18 protein-coding genes are annotated in these 16,710 nt (G+C 73.2%); 10 read left to right on the top strand and 8 right to left on the bottom strand.

Annotated elements, in window-relative coordinates:
• The first annotated feature begins 33 nt into the window (after positions 1 to 33).
• Positions 34 to 444, top strand: coding sequence for a winged helix-turn-helix transcriptional regulator (locus OG624_RS05785; RefSeq protein WP_033214083.1), 411 nt, complete (start codon positions 34 to 36; stop codon positions 442 to 444).
• Positions 445 to 453: 9 nt separating this feature from the next.
• Here OG624_RS05785 and OG624_RS05790 read toward each other — a convergent pair whose 3' ends face one another.
• On the bottom strand, positions 454 to 1,608 hold the full coding sequence (locus OG624_RS05790; RefSeq protein ID WP_033214089.1) for a PLP-dependent cysteine synthase family protein: 1,155 nt from the start codon (positions 1,606 to 1,608) through the stop codon (positions 454 to 456).
• 200 nt (positions 1,609 to 1,808) lie between these two features.
• On the opposite strand from OG624_RS05790, the gene OG624_RS05795 reads away from it, so the two are divergent.
• A complete protein-coding gene (locus tag OG624_RS05795; protein ID WP_033214091.1) occupies positions 1,809 to 2,357 on the top strand; it encodes an ATP-binding protein in 549 nt (182 codons plus the stop codon).
• A 72-nt stretch (positions 2,358 to 2,429) separates the two neighbouring features.
• Here the strand turns inward: OG624_RS05795 and OG624_RS05800 are convergent, their stop codons facing one another.
• Positions 2,430 to 3,698 carry an ROK family protein gene (locus OG624_RS05800; protein WP_033214092.1) on the bottom strand — a complete coding sequence of 423 codons (1,269 nt, stop codon included), beginning with the start codon at positions 3,696 to 3,698 and terminating at the stop codon, positions 2,430 to 2,432.
• A gap of 43 nt (positions 3,699 to 3,741) precedes the next feature.
• On the bottom strand, positions 3,742 to 4,413 hold the full coding sequence (locus OG624_RS05805) for an alpha-ketoglutarate-dependent dioxygenase AlkB family protein (protein ID WP_161293428.1): 672 nt from the start codon (positions 4,411 to 4,413) through the stop codon (positions 3,742 to 3,744).
• Between the two features lie 39 nt (positions 4,414 to 4,452).
• Between OG624_RS05805 and OG624_RS05810 the strand changes: the two genes are divergently transcribed.
• The 4 genes from OG624_RS05810 to OG624_RS05825 all read left to right on the top strand — a co-directional run bounded on the left by OG624_RS05810 (position 4,453) and on the right by OG624_RS05825 (position 6,968).
• Positions 4,453 to 5,196: a maleylpyruvate isomerase family mycothiol-dependent enzyme gene (locus OG624_RS05810; RefSeq protein ID WP_033214097.1), complete on the top strand. Its 744-nt coding sequence runs from the start codon at positions 4,453 to 4,455 to the stop codon at positions 5,194 to 5,196.
• Positions 5,197 to 5,263: 67 nt separating this feature from the next.
• Positions 5,264 to 5,515: a DUF6332 family protein gene (locus OG624_RS05815; RefSeq protein WP_266446216.1), complete on the top strand. Its 252-nt coding sequence runs from the start codon at positions 5,264 to 5,266 to the stop codon at positions 5,513 to 5,515.
• A gap of 103 nt (positions 5,516 to 5,618) precedes the next feature.
• A complete protein-coding gene (locus OG624_RS05820; RefSeq protein WP_266446214.1) occupies positions 5,619 to 6,077 on the top strand; it encodes a hypothetical protein in 459 nt (152 codons plus the stop codon).
• Positions 6,078 to 6,155: 78 nt separating this feature from the next.
• Positions 6,156 to 6,968, top strand: a complete 813-nt coding sequence (locus OG624_RS05825; RefSeq protein ID WP_371587307.1) for an SDR family oxidoreductase — start codon at positions 6,156 to 6,158, stop codon at positions 6,966 to 6,968.
• A gap of 461 nt (positions 6,969 to 7,429) precedes the next feature.
• Here the strand turns inward: OG624_RS05825 and OG624_RS05830 are convergent, their stop codons facing one another.
• Entirely contained in the window at positions 7,430 to 8,374 is a 945-nt protein-coding gene (locus OG624_RS05830) for a spherulation-specific family 4 protein (RefSeq protein WP_078908906.1), read from the bottom strand.
• 169 nt (positions 8,375 to 8,543) lie between these two features.
• Positions 8,544 to 9,242 (bottom strand): TetR/AcrR family transcriptional regulator, encoded by a 699-nt coding sequence (locus OG624_RS05835; protein WP_033214105.1) that lies wholly within the window; start codon positions 9,240 to 9,242, stop codon positions 8,544 to 8,546.
• 130 nt (positions 9,243 to 9,372) lie between these two features.
• Between OG624_RS05835 and OG624_RS05840 the strand changes: the two genes are divergently transcribed.
• Complete coding sequence (locus tag OG624_RS05840) at positions 9,373 to 9,864, top strand: nitroreductase/quinone reductase family protein (protein ID WP_237545694.1); 492 nt, start codon at positions 9,373 to 9,375, stop codon at positions 9,862 to 9,864.
• Positions 9,865 to 9,969: 105 nt separating this feature from the next.
• Here the strand turns inward: OG624_RS05840 and OG624_RS05845 are convergent, their stop codons facing one another.
• On the bottom strand, positions 9,970 to 10,470 hold the full coding sequence (locus tag OG624_RS05845; protein WP_371639180.1) for a hypothetical protein: 501 nt from the start codon (positions 10,468 to 10,470) through the stop codon (positions 9,970 to 9,972).
• 8 nt (positions 10,471 to 10,478) lie between these two features.
• Positions 10,479 to 11,687 carry a geranylgeranyl reductase family protein gene (locus tag OG624_RS05850; RefSeq protein ID WP_371640839.1) on the bottom strand — a complete coding sequence of 403 codons (1,209 nt, stop codon included), beginning with the start codon at positions 11,685 to 11,687 and terminating at the stop codon, positions 10,479 to 10,481.
• A 393-nt stretch (positions 11,688 to 12,080) separates the two neighbouring features.
• Here OG624_RS05850 and OG624_RS05855 point away from each other — a divergent pair, with 393 nt between their 5' ends.
• Together OG624_RS05855 and OG624_RS05860 are read left to right on the top strand one after the other, a co-directional pair.
• On the top strand, positions 12,081 to 13,445 hold the full coding sequence (locus tag OG624_RS05855; RefSeq protein ID WP_371639181.1) for a dipeptidase: 1,365 nt from the start codon (positions 12,081 to 12,083) through the stop codon (positions 13,443 to 13,445).
• A 152-nt stretch (positions 13,446 to 13,597) separates the two neighbouring features.
• On the top strand, positions 13,598 to 14,293 hold the full coding sequence (locus tag OG624_RS05860; protein WP_033214109.1) for an MBL fold metallo-hydrolase: 696 nt from the start codon (positions 13,598 to 13,600) through the stop codon (positions 14,291 to 14,293).
• Positions 14,294 to 14,316: 23 nt separating this feature from the next.
• Here the strand turns inward: OG624_RS05860 and OG624_RS05865 are convergent, their stop codons facing one another.
• Positions 14,317 to 15,354 (bottom strand): NUDIX hydrolase, encoded by a 1,038-nt coding sequence (locus OG624_RS05865; protein ID WP_371639182.1) that lies wholly within the window; start codon positions 15,352 to 15,354, stop codon positions 14,317 to 14,319.
• 189 nt (positions 15,355 to 15,543) lie between these two features.
• On the opposite strand from OG624_RS05865, the gene OG624_RS05870 reads away from it, so the two are divergent.
• A complete protein-coding gene (locus tag OG624_RS05870) occupies positions 15,544 to 16,530 on the top strand; it encodes a LacI family DNA-binding transcriptional regulator (RefSeq protein ID WP_237545696.1) in 987 nt (328 codons plus the stop codon).
• Positions 16,531 to 16,710 lie beyond the last annotated feature (180 nt).

Raw genomic sequence — 16,710 nt, forward strand, 5'->3', positions numbered from 1 at the left:
GGCTGTTCGCGACGGACGCTACGAGGGGCTCTCGTGACTCACCAAACGGTTGGACATGCGCCGGAAGACGCCCAGGACGGCCCACCGGCGGACGGCCCGCTGGCGGACTGCCCGGACGCCGCCCTCGTCCCGCCCGCCCGGGAGCCGCACTGTCCGGTCGACATCACCCTCGGCGCGCTGGGCGGCCGGTGGACGCCGCTGGTCCTGCGGGAGTTCCTTCGCCGCGGCGAGGCCACCTACTCCGAGCTGTCCACGGCCCTGCCCGTCCTGTCGGACAAGGTCCTCTCGGACCGGCTGGCCCAGTTGACCCGGGTGGGCGTCATCGAGCGTCACCGCACCCCCGGCTGGCCTCCCCGGGTCCGCTACGTCCTCACCGGCCGGGGTCGCACCCTGGAACCGGTGGTGCACAGCATGTGGGAGTGGGGCAGCGTACGACAGCCGTAGGCCGTCCGGTCAGGCGACCGGTTCGCTCCAGACCCCGGTCGTCAGCAGCGTGTCGATGGTCTTCGCGTACGGGGCGATGTCGAGCCGCTGCGCCGCCAGCCACTCGTCGGAGTAGTACTTGTCCAGGTAGCGGTCGCCCGGGTCGCAGAGCAGGGTGACGACGCTGCCCGTGCGGCCCTCCGCCACCATCTCCGAGATGATCTTCAAGGCGCTCCACAGGCCGGTTCCGGTCGAGCCGCCCGCCTTGCGCCCTATGGCCGTCTCCAGCGCCCGACAGGCGGCGACGCTCGCCGCGTCCGGGACCTTCATCATCCGGTCGATGGCCCCGGGCACGAAGCTCGGCTCCATCCGCGGTCGGCCGATGCCCTCGATGCGGGAGCCGCAATCGCTGCTCGCGTCCGGGTCGTTGTTCGTCCAGCCGTCGAAGAAACAGGAGTTCTCCGGGTCCGGCACGCAGACGCGGGTGTCGTGCTGCATGTAGTGCACGTAGCGCGCGATGGTCGCCGACGTGCCGCCGGTGCCGGCGGTCGCCACGATCCAGGCGGGCTCGGGGTACCGCTCCAGGCGCAGCTGCTGGTACATCGATTCGGCGATGTTGTTGTTGCCGCGCCAGTCGGTGGCCCGCTCCGCGTACGTGAACTGGTCCATGTAGTGCCCGCCGGTCCGGGCGGCGAGCTCGGCGGACGCCTCGTACATCTTCATCGGGTCGTCCACGAAGTGGCATTCACCGCCGTGGAATTCGATGAGGCGGCACTTCTCCGGGCTGGTCGTGCGCGGCATGACGGCGATGAAGGGGACGCCGATCAGCTTGGCGAAGTACGCCTCGGAGACAGCGGTGGAGCCGGAGGACGCCTCGATGACCGGGCGGCCGGGACGGATCCAGCCGTTGCAGAGCGCGTACAGGAACAGCGAGCGCGCGAGGCGGTGCTTGAGGGAGCCCGTCGGGTGCGTGGACTCGTCCTTGAGGTAGAGGTCGATGCCCCACGCCTCGGGGAGCGGGAAGCGCAGCAGGTGGGTGTCGGCGGAGCGGTTGGCATCGGCCTGGACCTTGCGGACGGCCTCCTTCAGCCAGGCCCGGTAGTCCGCGTCGCTGCGATCGACATCAACGGTCGTGGCAGTCGTACCGGTGGTACCGGTGGTTCTGGTGGTGCCGGTGGTGCTCATGTGCCGCGCTCCTTCGTGGGTGAACTTCGCCCCCTCTTCTTCGCAATGTACCTCTCCCACCTGCACAAACGTTCGCTTTGGGGATCCATGCACATCCCTTTCGATCGCGTTCGGTTGCACTGCGCGGCACCGTGGGTGACCCTGGTGGAGCATTACCGAGGGTGCAGCACCCGTAACACTCATGTCGGGGAGTCGCAGCCGTGATCAGTCATTCCCGCAGGCACTGCGTCGTCGAACTGCAGGCCTTGCCGTCGCGGATCGGCCAAATCCGCAGAATCGTTTCTGCACAACTGCGCCACTGGGAGCTGGATCCGCTCATAGACCGGGCTGCGCTCGGTGTGACGGAACTGCTCAGCAACGTCCACCGCCACGCGCAGCCGGACAAGACCTGCACCGTGGAGATCGAACTCCGGCTCGGGCGCCTCACGGTCTCGGTCATCGACAGCGATCCACGGCTGCCGGTCGTCCACGAGACGCGGGCGGAGGCGCTGGAGACCTGCGGGCGCGGGCTCGCCCTGGTGGCGGCGCTGAGCGAGGCCTGGGGGGCGCGCGAGCGGCCCGACGGCCCCGGCAAGGCGGTGTGGTTCTCGCTCACGGCGGCCCCGGCCCCGGCGGCACCGGTGCGGCCGGTCCCGATCAGGGCCACGCCGGTACGCGAACCCGCGCGCTCGGTGCTCCTGGCCGTCGATCCGGGGGCCGTCGCGACAGGCCTGCCGGTGGCCTCGCCGGTCGGCGCCCGCCCGGGGTGACCGACGGCCGGCCACCCCACCCGGCCGGGCCCCGTCCGGTGGTCCGGGGTGCACACCCGAGGGGGACACCCCCTAGGCCAGGGCTCCCAGCGGGTCGTCGAGCACCGGCTGCCACGCCAGCTCCGCCGCGCCGACCAGGCTGTTGTGGTCCAGGGTGCACGGCAGGATCGGCACGCCGCCGCTGCGGCCCCACAGGCTGCGGTCCGCGACCACCGCGCGCAGCCGCTCCGGGTCGGCGTGCAGCAGCTCCCGGTGCAGTCCGCCCAGGATGATCCGGTCCGGGTTGAGGATGTTCACCAGGCCCGCGAGGCCGAGGCCGAGGCGGTCGATCAGCTCCTCCGTGGCCGCGCGTACCGCCGGTTCCGCCGGCTCGTCGCGCAGCAGGTCGCGGGCCTGCTGGAGCAGCGACACCTCGGGGCCGGGGCTGCGGCCCGCCGCGGTGAGGAAGGCCAGCGGGTCCGCCTCCACGTCCAGGCAACCGCGGCTGCCGCAGTGGCAGGCCCGCCCCTCGGGGTTCACGGTGAGGTGGCCGACCTCCAGGGCCAGGCCCGAACTCCCGCTGTGCAGGCGGCCGTCCAGCACCAGCGCGCCGCCGACCCCGCGGTGCCCGGTGGCCACGCACAGCAGGTGCTGGGCGCTGCGCCCCGCGCCGTGCCGGTGCTCGGCCAGGGCTGCGAGGTTGACGTCGTTGCCGGTCAGGGCCGGGCCGTCGATCCCGGCCGCCTTCACGCACTCCGCGAAGATGGCCCGTACCGGGGAGCCGGCCGGCCAGGCCAGGTGCAGTGGGTTGAGCGCCGTACCGTCGGGTTCCGCGACGGCCGAGGGGACCGCGAGGCCCGCGCCGACGCAGCGGCGGCCGCTCTGCGCGAGCAGCTCCGCGCCCGCCTCCACGACCGCGCCGAGCACCTGCGCCGGATCGGCCGAGACGGTGACCTTGCCGGGGGCGGTGGCCACGATGCGGCCGCCGAGGCCGACCAGGGCGGCGCGGAAGCCGTCCGAGTGCACCTGGGCGGCCAGCGCCACCGGGCCGTCCTCGGCCACCGAGAGCCGGTGCGAGGGGCGGCCCTGGGCTCCGCCGGTCCCGCCGGTCCCGCCGGGGCGGGAATCGACCCGGATCAGCCCGAGGGCCTCCAGCTCGGCGGCGACCGCTCCGGCGGTGGCGCGGGTGACCCCGAGCTCGGCCGTCAGCACGGCGCGGGTCGGGGCGCGGCCGGTGTGGACGAGCTCCAGCGCCGGCCCGAGCGCGCCGCGCCCCCGTTCCAGCCTGGTCCGCGCCGCCGTACCGGACGCGGACGGCGTGGTCACATCCCCCACCCGCGGCGGGGCCCCGTTGCCGTTCATGGCATCGATCCTCGCATGATCGGAGGGCGCCGGGTGCCGCCGCTCAGCCCAGCCCGCCGACCCGGAGTGTGATGTTCAGCCGCCCGGTCAGTCCGAGCTCCCGCGGGCCCGTTCCCGGCAGGACCTTCGGTACCCCGTGATAGGCCAGTCGGCTCGCCTCCCCGAAGACGAAGAGGTCCCCGCTGCGCAGCTCGACGTCCTGGTACGGGCGCCCGCGGGAGGCGGTGTTCCCGAAGCGGAAGACACAGGTGTCACCGAGGCTGAGCGAGACCACGGGCGCGGTGGACCGCTCCTCGGCGTCACGGTGCATGCCCATGCGGGAGTCGCCGACGTAGAAGTTGATCAGGGCGATGTCGTAGGCCGCCCCGGGCTCCGGCGCGGGTTCCGGCCCGGGCGGGGCCCCGTACGCGGCGGTCACCGCCTCCCGCCCCAGTGCGGCGAGCCACGGAGGCATCGGCTTGACCGGTGCCCCGTCGCCGTCGACGGCGGTGCGCGCGTATCCGTACGGGTACCAGTGCAGGCCGAGGCACACCTGGCGGGCGGTCATCACCCCACCGCCCGGGGTGCGTACGGTGCGCAGGCCGGCGGGCGGCCGGGCCCACGCGCGGCAGGCGGCCAACAACTCGCCCTGGCGCCGCGCCCCGAGCCAGTCCGGCACGTGCACCGCGCCGGGGGCGATCACGGTCCGCTCGCGCGGGAAGAGTTCCCCGTTCATGCTCTCCATTGTCGCGGGCGGGCTGATAGGACTCACGGTATGGAGATCACCGAACATGTGAAGACCCTCGCGCGCGAAGGCGAGCTGCTCGCCGAGGTGGCCGAACGCGCCGGTACGGACGCCGCGGTCCCCACCTGCCCGGGGTGGCGCGTCACCGACCTGCTGCGGCACACCGGCTCGGTGCACCGCTGGGCCACCGCGTACGTCGCAGAGCGGCGACTGGAGCCGATGGGCTTCCCGGACGCGCCGGAGCTGGTCGGCGGCGAGCTGCTGGCCTGGTTCCGGGAGGGCCACACGGACCTGGTGCGGACGCTGGGCGAGGCGCCGGCCGATGTGCAGTGCTGGACCTTCCTGCCGACGGCGCCGCCCTCGCCGGTGGCGTTCTGGGCCCGGCGGCAGGCGCACGAGACCGCCGTGCACCGGATGGACGCGGAGGCCGCGCTCGGTGTGCTGTTCTCGACGGTGGAGCCACGGTTCGCGGAGGACGGGGTGGACGAGCTGCTGACCGGCTTCCACGCCCGACCGCGCAGCCGGGTGCGGACGGCGGAGCCCAAGGTGGTGCGGGTACGGGCCGCCGACACGGGCGCGGTGTGGACCGTACACCTGTCGGCGGAGCCGGCCCGGACGGTGCCAGGCGACACGGGCGAGGCGGCCGACTGCGAACTGATCGGCGAAGCGGCCTGGCTGTACGAGGCGCTGTGGAACCGGATCCCGCTGGCGGGTCCGGCGGTGAGCGGCGACCTGACGCTGGCCCGGCTGTGGACGGACACGGCCGGAATCTGACCGTGGGAGGGCCGGGGGCGGCGCGGAGGGTCTTGTGACGGGCGGTGCGCGCTGTGACACTCCACGTATGGAGCGACGTACGCAGGCGGACCGGGACGCGATCACCATCGAGATCGGCTACGCCGTGGTCAGCGCCTGCTTCGCGGCCGCCCTCGCCTTCGGCGCGGTGTACGGTCCCGCGCTCGCGTTCTCCCTGCCCCCGTCGGTACGCCGAACCTTGGCCGTGGCCGGGGTGATCCTGGCGGCGGTGGTGTTCCTGCTCCGTGTCACCCATGTGCTGTGGGGATTCGCCCGCCGTCCGGAGAACGACGGGCGCTGACCTTGGGCACGGCGAGGCGGCGTCGGTAGGGTCGGGCCCTCGACGATCACGGGGGTATGCGATGCGGTCCGGTTCGACAGTGGTGGGTGCGGCGCTTCTCGCGATGGTGTCGGCAGGGTTCGTGGTCTCCTGCGACGTGGGGCCGGCCGGGCCGCCGGTCGTGTCCGCTCCCCCGGACGGGGGTGCGCTGGGCCCGTCGGATCCGAGCCCGTCGGCGCCCTCACCGACGGGCGAGCCGATACCCCCCGGCGGCCGTCCCGACAAGGTCCGGGACGCCTTCGCGGGGCTCCAGGCGACGCTCGACGACGCGTGCGTTCCGGGCAACTGCGCGTACGTGCTCGGCCGGCTCGACGACGAACTCCACCGTATGGACCGTGCGATGAAGGCCGACCCGAAGGGCCCCGGCCACTTCCCCGAGCCGATTGCCCTGATCGCGAAGCTCGACGGGGAGCTCGGCGGCAACCGGGGCACGATGAACCTGGAGAAGCACAAGGCGTTGCTGATCGAGACCCGCGACAGGATCAACACCTGGATGCAGGGCCACCCCGACGACTACCGCTGACGTGCCCCCCAGGAAATTCGGGTGCCGTGTCAGGAAATTCGGGTGCCGTGTCCAGGACGGCCCGTCAGGATGACGGGCATGACCGGTGGGACGCGGGCGGGGAGTCGGCAGGACACGGGTGGGTCGGGGCGCCCGCTCGCCTTGGTCACGGGGGCGGGACGGTCGGCGGGAATCGCGTCCTCCGTCGTGCTGGACCTGGCTCGGGCCGGGTGGGACGTGGCCTTCACCTACTGGACCCCGTACGACGCGCGGATGAGCTGGGGCGCGGAGTCCGGTGCGCCCGAGGAACTGCGGGCCGCGGTGACGTCCTTGGGCGCGAGAGCGCACGCGGTCGAGGCGGACCTGAGCGACCCGGCCGTGCCGGCGCGGCTCTTCGACAGCGTCGAGGAGGCGCTGGGCGACGTCACCGCGCTGGTGCTCAGCCATTGCGAGTCGGTCGATTCGGGTCTGCTCGACACCACCGTGGAGAGCTTCGACCTGCACTTCGCGGTCAACGCGCGGGCCGGCTGGCTGCTGATCCGGGAGTACGGGCTGCGGTTCCGCGGCCGGCACGGCAGCGGGCGGGTCGTCAGCCTGACCAGTGACCACACCGCCGGCAACCTGCCGTACGGGGCGAGCAAGGGCGCGCTGGACCGGATCACACTGGCCGCCGCCCAGGAGCTCGCCCACCTGGGTGTGACCTGCAACGCGATCGACCCCGGACCGACCGACACCGGGTGGATGACCGGGCAGCAGAAGGCGGATACGGCCCGCGCCACTCCCCTGGGGCGCGTCGGTGCACCGCAGGACTGCGCGAACCTCGTCACGTTCCTCTGCTCCACCGAGGGCGGCTGGATCAACGGCCGGCTTCTGCGGAGCGACGGAGGACTGGGCGGGACGAACGGCGGTTGAGTCGCTCCCCCACCGCGGCACGCCGCGCCCAGGGACACCTCGCGTCCGACGGTCAGAGGCGCCTGGTGGGATGAGCGTAAGCCTGTCCACGACGTGGCCAGCCGGCTTCCCGCCCTCGCCGACCCCGCCGACCTGCGCAATCCGTGCCGCTCGCTCGCGATGCTCGACGCGATCCTGAGTCCGGAGCGGGAAAGCCGGTACCCCTCCTTCGACGTGAACGGGGCTGTCGGCGAGGAGACGGCCTCGATGCGCGACGGATCGGGCGACGAGCACTCCAACGTGCTCTCGGCAGCCGGAGGTTACGTCCGAGGCTTCGGCCATGAAACGGCGATGAACCCGTACGGCAATGGTCCGCGGCCGACCTCCCGACGGCCGGTCCGACTGCCGCACCGGCTCTCGGCGCGCGTTCGCCCGGTGGCCCGGTGGCTCCGGGGAGCGTGCGACCGGGATGCGGGCGGCCCTCAGCCGAGGGTGGCCGCGTACGTGGTCTGGGTGCGGTACTTCCATGTCGGGCCGGCGTTCCACGGGTTGGGCATGACCGTGCTGGTCGCGTACGCGTAGCCCGCGCCCCGTTCGAAGGCCGTGCGGAGGGTGGCGCGCATCGCCTCGGGGTCGGGGACGTCGTGGACCAGGTGCCAGAACGCCGTCCCGCTCGGGTCGAGTTCGGTGCCGGAGCGGTAGCCGGAGGCGTGGTCGAAGACGTTGCCGCCGAGCCAGCCGGCGCCGGTGTACGCGGCGTACGTGTCCTCGAAGGTGACGAAGATGTCCGCGGTGCGGTGGGCCGGTTCGAGGTAGCAGTCGGCGATGGCGGTGCCGGGGTTGTTGACGACGAGGTCGGGGACGGTCGGGTCGATGGCGTCCATCCGCTCCTGGACGTAGCGGCGCAGCTCGGCGTAGTAGTCGCGGGTGGCGTTGGCGGGGCCGCAGTCGCGGCTGACGACGTCGAAGAAGATGCCGTCGACGTGGAGGCGGCCGTCGGGGGGCCTCAGGTAGTTGTCGACGGAGGCCTTGGCCGCGGCGATGTCGCGGTTGCCGTGGTCGGTGTGGACGTAGCCGAGCACCCGGGTCTTCTCGCCGGTGGAGGTGGTACGGGCGCGCAGCGCGTCGGCGCGGGAGCGCCAGGGGCCGTCGAAGGGGGAGTCGCCGTTGCCCGGGTTCAGTACGACCACCGAGGGGGCCGGCGCGGTGGTGGTGAGGTCGGTCAGCATGGGGTCGTTGGCCCAGACGTAGGCGGGGACGCCGATGTCCAGGCCCCGTACGCCCGGAGTCCGGGGCGTCGGGGGCGGGTCGGGCGCCGGCGCGGCCGACGGGGGCGTGTCGCGTGCCGCGGCGATGATGGCAGGCGCCGACACGGCCAACAAGGCGGTGACCAGGGCGGCGTACAGGGCCTTCACGGCGCGAGGCATGAACGTTTCCTCCGGCGGCGGCAGGGGGGCGACCCGAGGAACACTAGACGGGCGGCCCATCGTTCAAGGCTGAACCGCCCGCATTCGTATGAGGAACAGAAGAGCGAGCCATCCCCTCATCATGTGAATCTCCCGGATCCGCGCGGCGGTCCGGGTCCCCGCCCTCCCGTCATACGGCCGGCAGTCCGACCCCGTGTGCCAACTGGTCGGCGGCGTGCGCGAAGAAGCCGGCACGGTCCTCGACGACCCGGTTGAACTGGCCGAACAGCTCGCAGGACACCAGCCCGATCAACTGGGCCCAGGCGGCGACGAGTGCGGCGGTCACCGCAGGGGGCAGGCCCTCGGCGAAGTCGGCGGTCATGCGGTCGGCCTCGGGGCGCAGGGTGGGCGGGAGCGGCGGGAGGGCGAGGCCGGGACCCTCGTACGCGGCACGGAGGATGCCGATGAAGACGTTGGCGACGCGGGAAGCCGGGCCGACGGTGTCGAGGGGGGCGCTGTAGCCGGGGACCGGGGAACCATGGATGAGGGCGTACTCGTGCGGGTGCTCCAGCGCCCAGGAGCGGACGGCCTCGCAGACCGCGATCCAGCGGGTGCGGGGCGGGGCCCCGGCGGCGCGGGCGTGGGCGTCGGCGGTCTCGGCGGCCGCGCCGACGCTGTCGTACGCGTCGATGATGAGAGCGGTGAGCAGTTCGTCCCGACTGGGGAAGTACCGGTAGAGGGCGGAGGAGACCATGCCCAGTTCGCGGGCCACGGCGCGCAGGGAGAGTTTGGCGGCTCCCTCGGCGCCGAGCATGCGGCGCGCCTCGTCCTTGATGGCGGCGGTGACCTCGATGCGGGCCCGTTCCCTGGCCCCTCGCACGGTATTCATGCGGGCCAGTCTGCCACGCGGACGGAGCACCGCACAGGAAACGGATTGCCGCTCCAATTCGAGAGCACTGCTCTTGCTTTGGTGCATCGATCCGTGCACACTGCTCTCAAGCGAGAGCAGTGCTCTCTCGATGGAGGAAGTCGAAGCGGCCCCGGAGGTCACGATGAACGCGCCCACCCCGTACTACGTCCAGGCCACCCCGCTCGCGACCCGCTTCAACTCGCTCTTCGGCAAGCTGGCGCGCTTCGGCATCAGCCTGGCGGGCACCGCCGAGTTGTCTGTGCGCGGCCGCAAGTCCGGCGAGATGCAGCGGATCCCGGTCAACCCGCACACCTACGAGGGCGCCCAGTACCTGGTCTCGGCCCGCGGCCACTCCCAGTGGGTCCGCAACATGCGCGTGGCGGGCGGCGGCGAGCTGCGTGTCGGGCGCAAGGTGCGCGCGTTCACCGTCACCGAGATCACCGACCCGGTGCAGAAGGCCGACATCCTGCGCGCCTACCTGGAGAAGTGGGGTTGGGAGGTCAACCGGTTCTTCCAGGGGGTCACCGCGAAGTCCTCCGACGCCGAACTCCGGGCGGCCGCCGGCGACCACCCGGTCTTCCGGATCACGGTGTCCGGCTGACGGGGCGCCGGCGGCCGTCCGGACGGCCGCGCCCCGGCCCGGACGGCTGTGACCGGTCCGGAGGCGGCCGCTGAGGACGGCGACCGGTCCGCCCGGACCGGTCGCTCAGTCGAACGGCCGGCGCAGCCGGTCCACCAGCCGCTCCCGCAGGTGGTGCCGCCACAACCACGGCGGCAGCTCCCGGTGCGGGACGAACGACCACAGGTCGTCGTCGGCCTCGTTGCCGCGGGGGCAGCGTCGCAGCAGTTCCAGACAGCGCCGGTCCACCGTGCGGTGGAGCCGCGCCACGTGTGCCAGGGCGATGACCCCCTGTCGGCGGATCTCCCGGTCCGCCGACTCCAACGCCCTCGCGACCATGGGGAGCACGGCCGCGGGGTCGTCGTGGTTGAGGGCGAGCCCGATCACCGCCTCCCCGACCCGCGGCTCGCCGCGCTCGAAGGCGGCGAGGACGACGTCCGGCCGGTCCACGCCGAGGAGGTTCGAGCGACCCCGCCAATCCGGAGCACCCGCACCGTCGGCCGTACCCGTGCCGTCAGCCGTACCCGTACCGGCGCCCTCGGCCGGGCCCGCACCGGCCGCCCGGGCTTCGCCGTCGCCCCCGCCCACCACTGCCCCTAGCCCTGGCCCTGGCCGCCGCCGCTGCGGGCCGCCGCTTGTCGGGCGTCCATCATGTGCAGCGCCTTGCGGGCCAGCGGGTACGTACGCACCAGCTCGGCCAGCGTCGTCGAGCCCCGCGTGATCCGGGCGAACGCCCGCCACGCCGGACCGAAGCCGGTGATCGCCGCGTGCAGCAGCCGCGGCTTGGCCTCGAAGAGGTGCAGCATCCGCGTACCGACGCCCATCTCCACGCCCAGCCCGGCCTTCACCGCGAAGGCGTAGTTGAGGGCCTGGCGGCGCGCGTCCACGGCGTCCTGCGCCTCGGAGATCTTCACCGCCCACTCCCCCGCCAGCCGCCCGGAGCGCAGCGCGAAGGAGATCCCCTCCCGGGTCCACGGCTCCAGCAGTCCGGCCGCGTCGCCCGCCACCAGCACCCGGCCGCGCGAGAGCGGGGAATCGGGCTTGCGGCAGCGGGTCAGGTGGCCGGAGGAGACGGCCGGTTCGAAGCCGGCGAGTCCGAGCCGGGCGATGAAGTCGTCCAGGTAGCGCTTGGTCGCGGCGCCCTCGCCCTTGGCCGAGATGACCCCGACGGTCAGGGTGTCGCCCTTGGGGAAGACCCAGCCGTAACTGCCGGGCAGCGGGCCCCAGTCGATCAGCACCCGCCCCTTCCAGTCCTCCGCGACCGTCTCGGGGACGGGGATCTCCGCCTCCAGTCCCAGGTCCACCTGGTCCATCTCCACGCCGACGTGCGCGCCGATCCGGCTCGCGCTGCCGTCCGCGCCGACCACCGCGCGGGCCAGCACCGTCTCGCCGTCGGCGAGCACCACGGCGACGGTGCGCCGGTCGGGGACGGCCGCCCCGTGCTGTTCGACGCGGGCCACGGCCGTACCCGTAAGGATGGTGGCGCCGGCCTTCTCGGCCTCGGCGACCAGGCCGGCGTCGAACTCCGGGCGGTTGATGAGCCCGAACAGCATGTGCTTCGAGCGTCGGGTGCGGGTCAGCTTCCCGTCCATCGAGAAGGTGACCGCGTGGATGCGGTCCTTGAGGGGCAGCACGAACCCCGGAGGCAGGGCGTCGCGGGAGGGGCCGATGATGCCGCCGCCACAGGTCTTGTACCGGGGCAGCTCGGCCTTCTCCAGCAGCAGGACGCGCCGCCCGGCCGTCGCCGCCGCGTACGCGGCCGAGGACCCGGCAGGTCCCGCGCCGACCACGACCACGTCCCACACCTCGCCGGTCTCCCCGGCCGCCTCGTCGCCCGCCCCCTGGGCGTCCTGCCCCGTGCCCCCGCCTGCGTCTGCGTCTGCGTCTGCGTCTGCGTCTGCGCCCACGCCTGCGTCCGCGTCGGCGTCCGCGCTCGCGCCCGCCTCCGCGCTCGCGTCCATGCCTGCGCCTGCGTCCGCCCCTGCGTCTGCGTCGCGTACGTCGTCGTCGCTGCTCACGATGTGTCGCTGCTCCTGATCACCCGGTTGCTCCGATGCCGGGGAAATCCTACGGCGAGACACCGCCCGGTCCCGCTGTGCGAGGATCAAGACTGTCTTTCGCCCACCCGGCATACGCACACCCCGCGCGTGCGGGCGGCGTACACACAGAACAACGTCGCACCCAGAAGGAGCGTGCCCATGTCCCAGAATCCGATCGCCGAGACCATCGCCTCGCTGATGCCGCGCGCCAAGCGGGAGCTGACCGAGCTGGTGGCCTTCCAGTCGGTGGCGGACTGGGCGCAGTTCCCCAAGAGCGAGAGCGAGGCCGCCGCGAACTGGGTGGCCGACGCCCTGCGCGTCGAGGGCTTCCAGGACGTGGCGCTGCTCGACACCCCCGACGGCACCCAGTCGGTCTACGGCTTCCTGCCCGGCCCCGAGGGCGCGCCGACCGTGCTGCTCTACGCGCACTACGACGTCCAGCCGCCGCTCGACGACGCGGCCTGGACCTCCCCCGCCTTCGAGCTGACCGAACGCGACGGCCGCTGGTACGGGCGCGGCGCGGCCGACTGCAAGGGCGGGTTCATCATGCACCTGCTGGCGCTGCGCGCGCTGAAGGCCAACGGCGGTGTGCCCGTGCACGTGAAGGTGATCGTCGAGGGCTCGGAGGAGCAGGGCACCGGCGGCCTCCAGCAGTACGCGGAGGCGCACCCGGAGCTGCTGACCGCCGACACCATCGTCATCGGCGACGCGGGCAACTTCCGGCTCGGGCTGCCGACGGTGACGGCCACCCTGCGCGGCATGTGCCTGGTCAAGGTGAAGATCGACACGCTGGGCGGCAACCTGCACTCGGGCATGTTCGGCGGCGCCGCCCCCGACGCGCTGGCCGCGCTGATCCGCGTACTCGACTCGCTGCGCGCGGCGGACGGTTCGACGACCGTGGACGGGCTGGCCTCGGACGAGGTGTGGGACGGGCTGCAGTACCCGGAGGCGGACTTCCGCGCCGACGCGAAGGTCCTCGACGGTGTCGAGCTCATCGGCGAGGGCCCGATCGCGGACCGGCTGTGGGCCCGCCCGGCCGTCACGGTCCTCGGCATCGACTGCCCGCCGGTCATCGGCGCGACGCCCTCGGTGCACGCGAGCGCGGGCGCGCTGATCAGCCTGCGGGTGCCGCCGGGCGTGGACACCGCCGCGGCCGTCAAGCTGCTGCAGGCCCACCTGGAGGCGCACACCCCGTGGAAGGCGCGCCTCGAACTGGAGGTCGTCGGTCAGGGCCAGCCGTTCCAGGCGGACACCGACAGCCCGGCGTACACGTCGATGCGCAGGGCCCTGGAAGCCGCCTACCCCGGCCAGGAGATGCAGATCAGCGGCATGGGCGGATCGATTCCGCTGTGCAACACGCTGACGTCCCTGTACCCGGAGGCGGAGATGCTGCTGATCGGGCTGAGCGAGCCGGAGGCGCAGATCCACGCGGTCAACGAGAGCGTGTCGCCGCAGGAGCTGGAGCGCCTGTCGGTGGCGGAGGCCCTCTTCCTCGTCGACTACGCGGAGTCCAAGCGCGCCTGACCCGCCCGCCGGGGCCCGTACCGGCCGACAGAGCATGAACTGGTACGTAGGTACGCCCAGGACGCGCCGCCGCCGCGCGGTGCGCCCTGGGCGTACTTCGCTCCGGGTGAATTCGCGCCCGCGCGGCTGCCGACCGGCCGTACGTTCGCCGAATGGATCTTGTCGAAGTACTGCCGAACCGGCTCCACATGCTCCGCTTCCCCATCGGCCAGGCCTATCTCTGGCAGGACGGCGAAGCCCTCACCCTGATCGACGCGGGCCATGCCGGGTCCGCCGACGGGATCGAGGAGGCGATCCGCTCCCTCGGGCTGCTGCCCGAACGGCTGGAGCGGATCGTCCTGACGCACTGCCACCGCGACCATGTCGGCGCGGCGGGTGAGCTCCGTGCCCGCCGGGGCGCACGGGTGCTGGCGCACCGCTCGGACGCGCCGGTGATCCGGGGCGAGCGGCCGATGCCCGAACCGGTGCTGCTGGACTGGGAGATACCGCTGTACGCGCATGGCCTGACCGTCCCCGAGGCGCCGCCCACCCCGGTCGACCACGAGGTGGAGGACGGGGAGGCGCTCGGCTTCGGGGACGGGGCGTACGTCGTGCACGCCCCGGGCCACACGGACGGCAGCATCGGGATCCACCTCCCGCGCCACGGCGTGCTGTTCACGGGCGACTGCGTCGCCGCCGTCGGCCCGCTGATGCTGGGCGTCTTCAACGTGGACCGGGCGCGGGCGATCGAGACCTTCCACCGGCTGGCCGCGCTCGCCCCCTCGATCGCCTGCTTCGGCCACGGAGATCCGCTGACGGTGGACACGGCCGCGGCCCTGGCCGAGGCCGCTGCGGGCACGCCCGCCTGAGGGGCGTACCGGCGCGTGGTCGCTCAGCCGACCGGTGTGCCCGCCTCCAGGTACGCGGGCCGGCCGCGTTCGCGGGCGCGCAGGGCCCGGCGCAGGCGTTCGTAGCGGTGCTGCGGGAGCATGTCGGCGGCCTCGGCCTCCGTGGCGAAGCGCCAGGCCCGCAGTTCCGGGCCGGGCAGCCGGAGCCGGGCCGTCGCCTCCGCCGAGAGCCGGCCGCCGTCGAAGAGCAGGCGCAGCCCGCCGTAGCCTGGCGGCTGGGGCGGCTCCCAGTCGACCACCAACAGCCCGGGCGGCTCCTCCAGTACGACGCCCAGTTCCTCGGCGACCTCCCGAACGCCCGCACCGGCGGGTGCCTCGCCCGCCTCGACGACCCCGCCCGGGAACTCCCAGCCCGCCTTGTACGTCGGATCGACCAACAGCACCCGGTCCTGGTCGTCGAAGAGCAGGACCCCGGCGGCCACCGTCTCCCGGGTGGGCTCCGGGGTCTGCACGATGTCGCAGACCTTCGCGTTGTCGGAGCGGACGGCCTCGGCGATGCGCTCCGCGGTCTCCCGCGGGGTCAGCGTCCCGTTGTCGATGACGTGCGCGTCAGCGGTCAGCCAGCCGAGGGCCTGCTGGTAGACCGGGATGTGGTCGTAGGCCCACTGCCGGACGCGCAGATCGACCTGCGCGGGCTCCCCCGGTTCCTCCCGTGTCGCGATCCGCTCCCGAAGGATCGTTTCCGCAGGCGCCAGCAACACATGCCGCACCGGGATCCGCCGAGCCGCCAGCCCGCCGAAGATCTCGTCCCGGTACTCCTGGCGCAGCAGGGTCATCGGGACGACGAGCACCCCGCCCAGTTCGGCCAGCATCGCCGCGGCCGTGTCCACCACCAACCGCCGCCAGCTCGGGAGGTCCTGATAGTCGCTGACCTCGGCCAGTCGCTTGGCCGGTAGCAGCACGCGCAGCGCGTCGCCGATGAACTCCGGGTCGAACAGGGTGCTGTCCGGCAGGATTCCGGTCAGTTCGCGGGCCGTGCTGGTCTTTCCGGCGCTGAACGTGCCGTTGATCCAGACAATCACGTCTACCCCTTTCCCCATGGCTCGTCCGGAGCCCCCAGTGGCTTGCCCGCATCAGCCTGCCACGAAAACCTCGCGATCGACCCAGTGCTTATCCTCAAGGTCACAGCCCTGCTCGTGAGCCCCGGAGGATTCGCCACCGTGCCCCACAACCGCCACCCGTCCGAGCTCCGCTACGGCAACCGGCCGACGATGAAGGACGTGGCGTCCCAGGCGGGCGTCGGCCTGAAGACGGTGTCGCGCGTGGTCAACGGTGAGCCGGGAGTGACCCCTGAGACCGAAAGACGGGTCCAGGAGGCGATCGAGGCCCTCGGCTTCCGCCGCAACGACAGTGCCCGCGTGCTGCGCAAGGGCCGTACCGCCACCGTGGGCCTGGTCCTGGAGGATCTCGCCGATCCCTTCTACGGTCCGCTGAACCGGGCGGTGGAGGAGGTGGCCCGCGCGCACGGGGCGCTGCTCATCAACGGCTCCAGCGCCGAGGACCCGGACCGGGAAAGGGAGTTGGCCCTCGCGCTGTGCGCCCGCCGGGTGGACGGGCTGATCGTGATCCCGGCCGGGGACGACCACCGCTATCTGGAGCCGGAGATGCGGGCCGGTGTGTCCACGGTGTTCGTGGACCGCCCGGCGGGCCGGATCGAGGCCGATGTCGTCCTCTCGGACAGCTTCGGCGGCGCCCGGGGCGGGGTGGCCCACCTGATCGCGGGCGGCCACCGCCGGATCGGCTTCATCGGCGACCATCCCCGCATCCACACGGTGGCGGAACGCCTGCGCGGCTACCGCTCGGCGATGACGGACGCGGGCCTGCCGGTGGCGGACTCCTGGATCTCGCTCGGGTCCACGGCCCCGGAACGGGTCGCGGCGGCGGCCGGCGCGATGCTCGCGGGCCCGGACCCGGTGACCGCCGTGTTCGCCGGCAACAACCGGGTGACGGTGACCCTGGTACGGGTCCTCGCGGCGCACGCCCGTCCGGTGGCGCTGGTCGGCTTCGACGACTTCGAACTGGCCGATCTGCTCCGCCCGGGCGTGACGGTGGTCGCCCAGGACCCGGCGGCCCTGGGCCGGGTTGCCACGGACCGCCTCTTCCAACGCCTCGCGGGCGCGGACCTGACCCCGTCCCGCATCGAACTCCCGACCCGCCTGATCCCCCGCGGCTCGGGCGAACTCCCGCCGGTCGACTGACCCTTCACCGGATCAGGCCGCGCAGCACAGGCACGGCCGCCCCGGCGGCGGCGAACGACCGGCGGACGTGGCAACGGGGCGATCAGCCGGAGCGCGGCCGGCCGCGCGCCGGTGGGTGCTGCCCGGCCCGTACGCGCCGACGGCCCGGGCCCGGTGAGGTCGGGGCCGGGCCGGGCGTAG

Origin of the sequence: Streptomyces virginiae (assembly GCF_041432505.1) — a bacterium.
Taxonomy (GTDB): domain Bacteria; phylum Actinomycetota; class Actinomycetes; order Streptomycetales; family Streptomycetaceae; genus Streptomyces; species Streptomyces virginiae_A.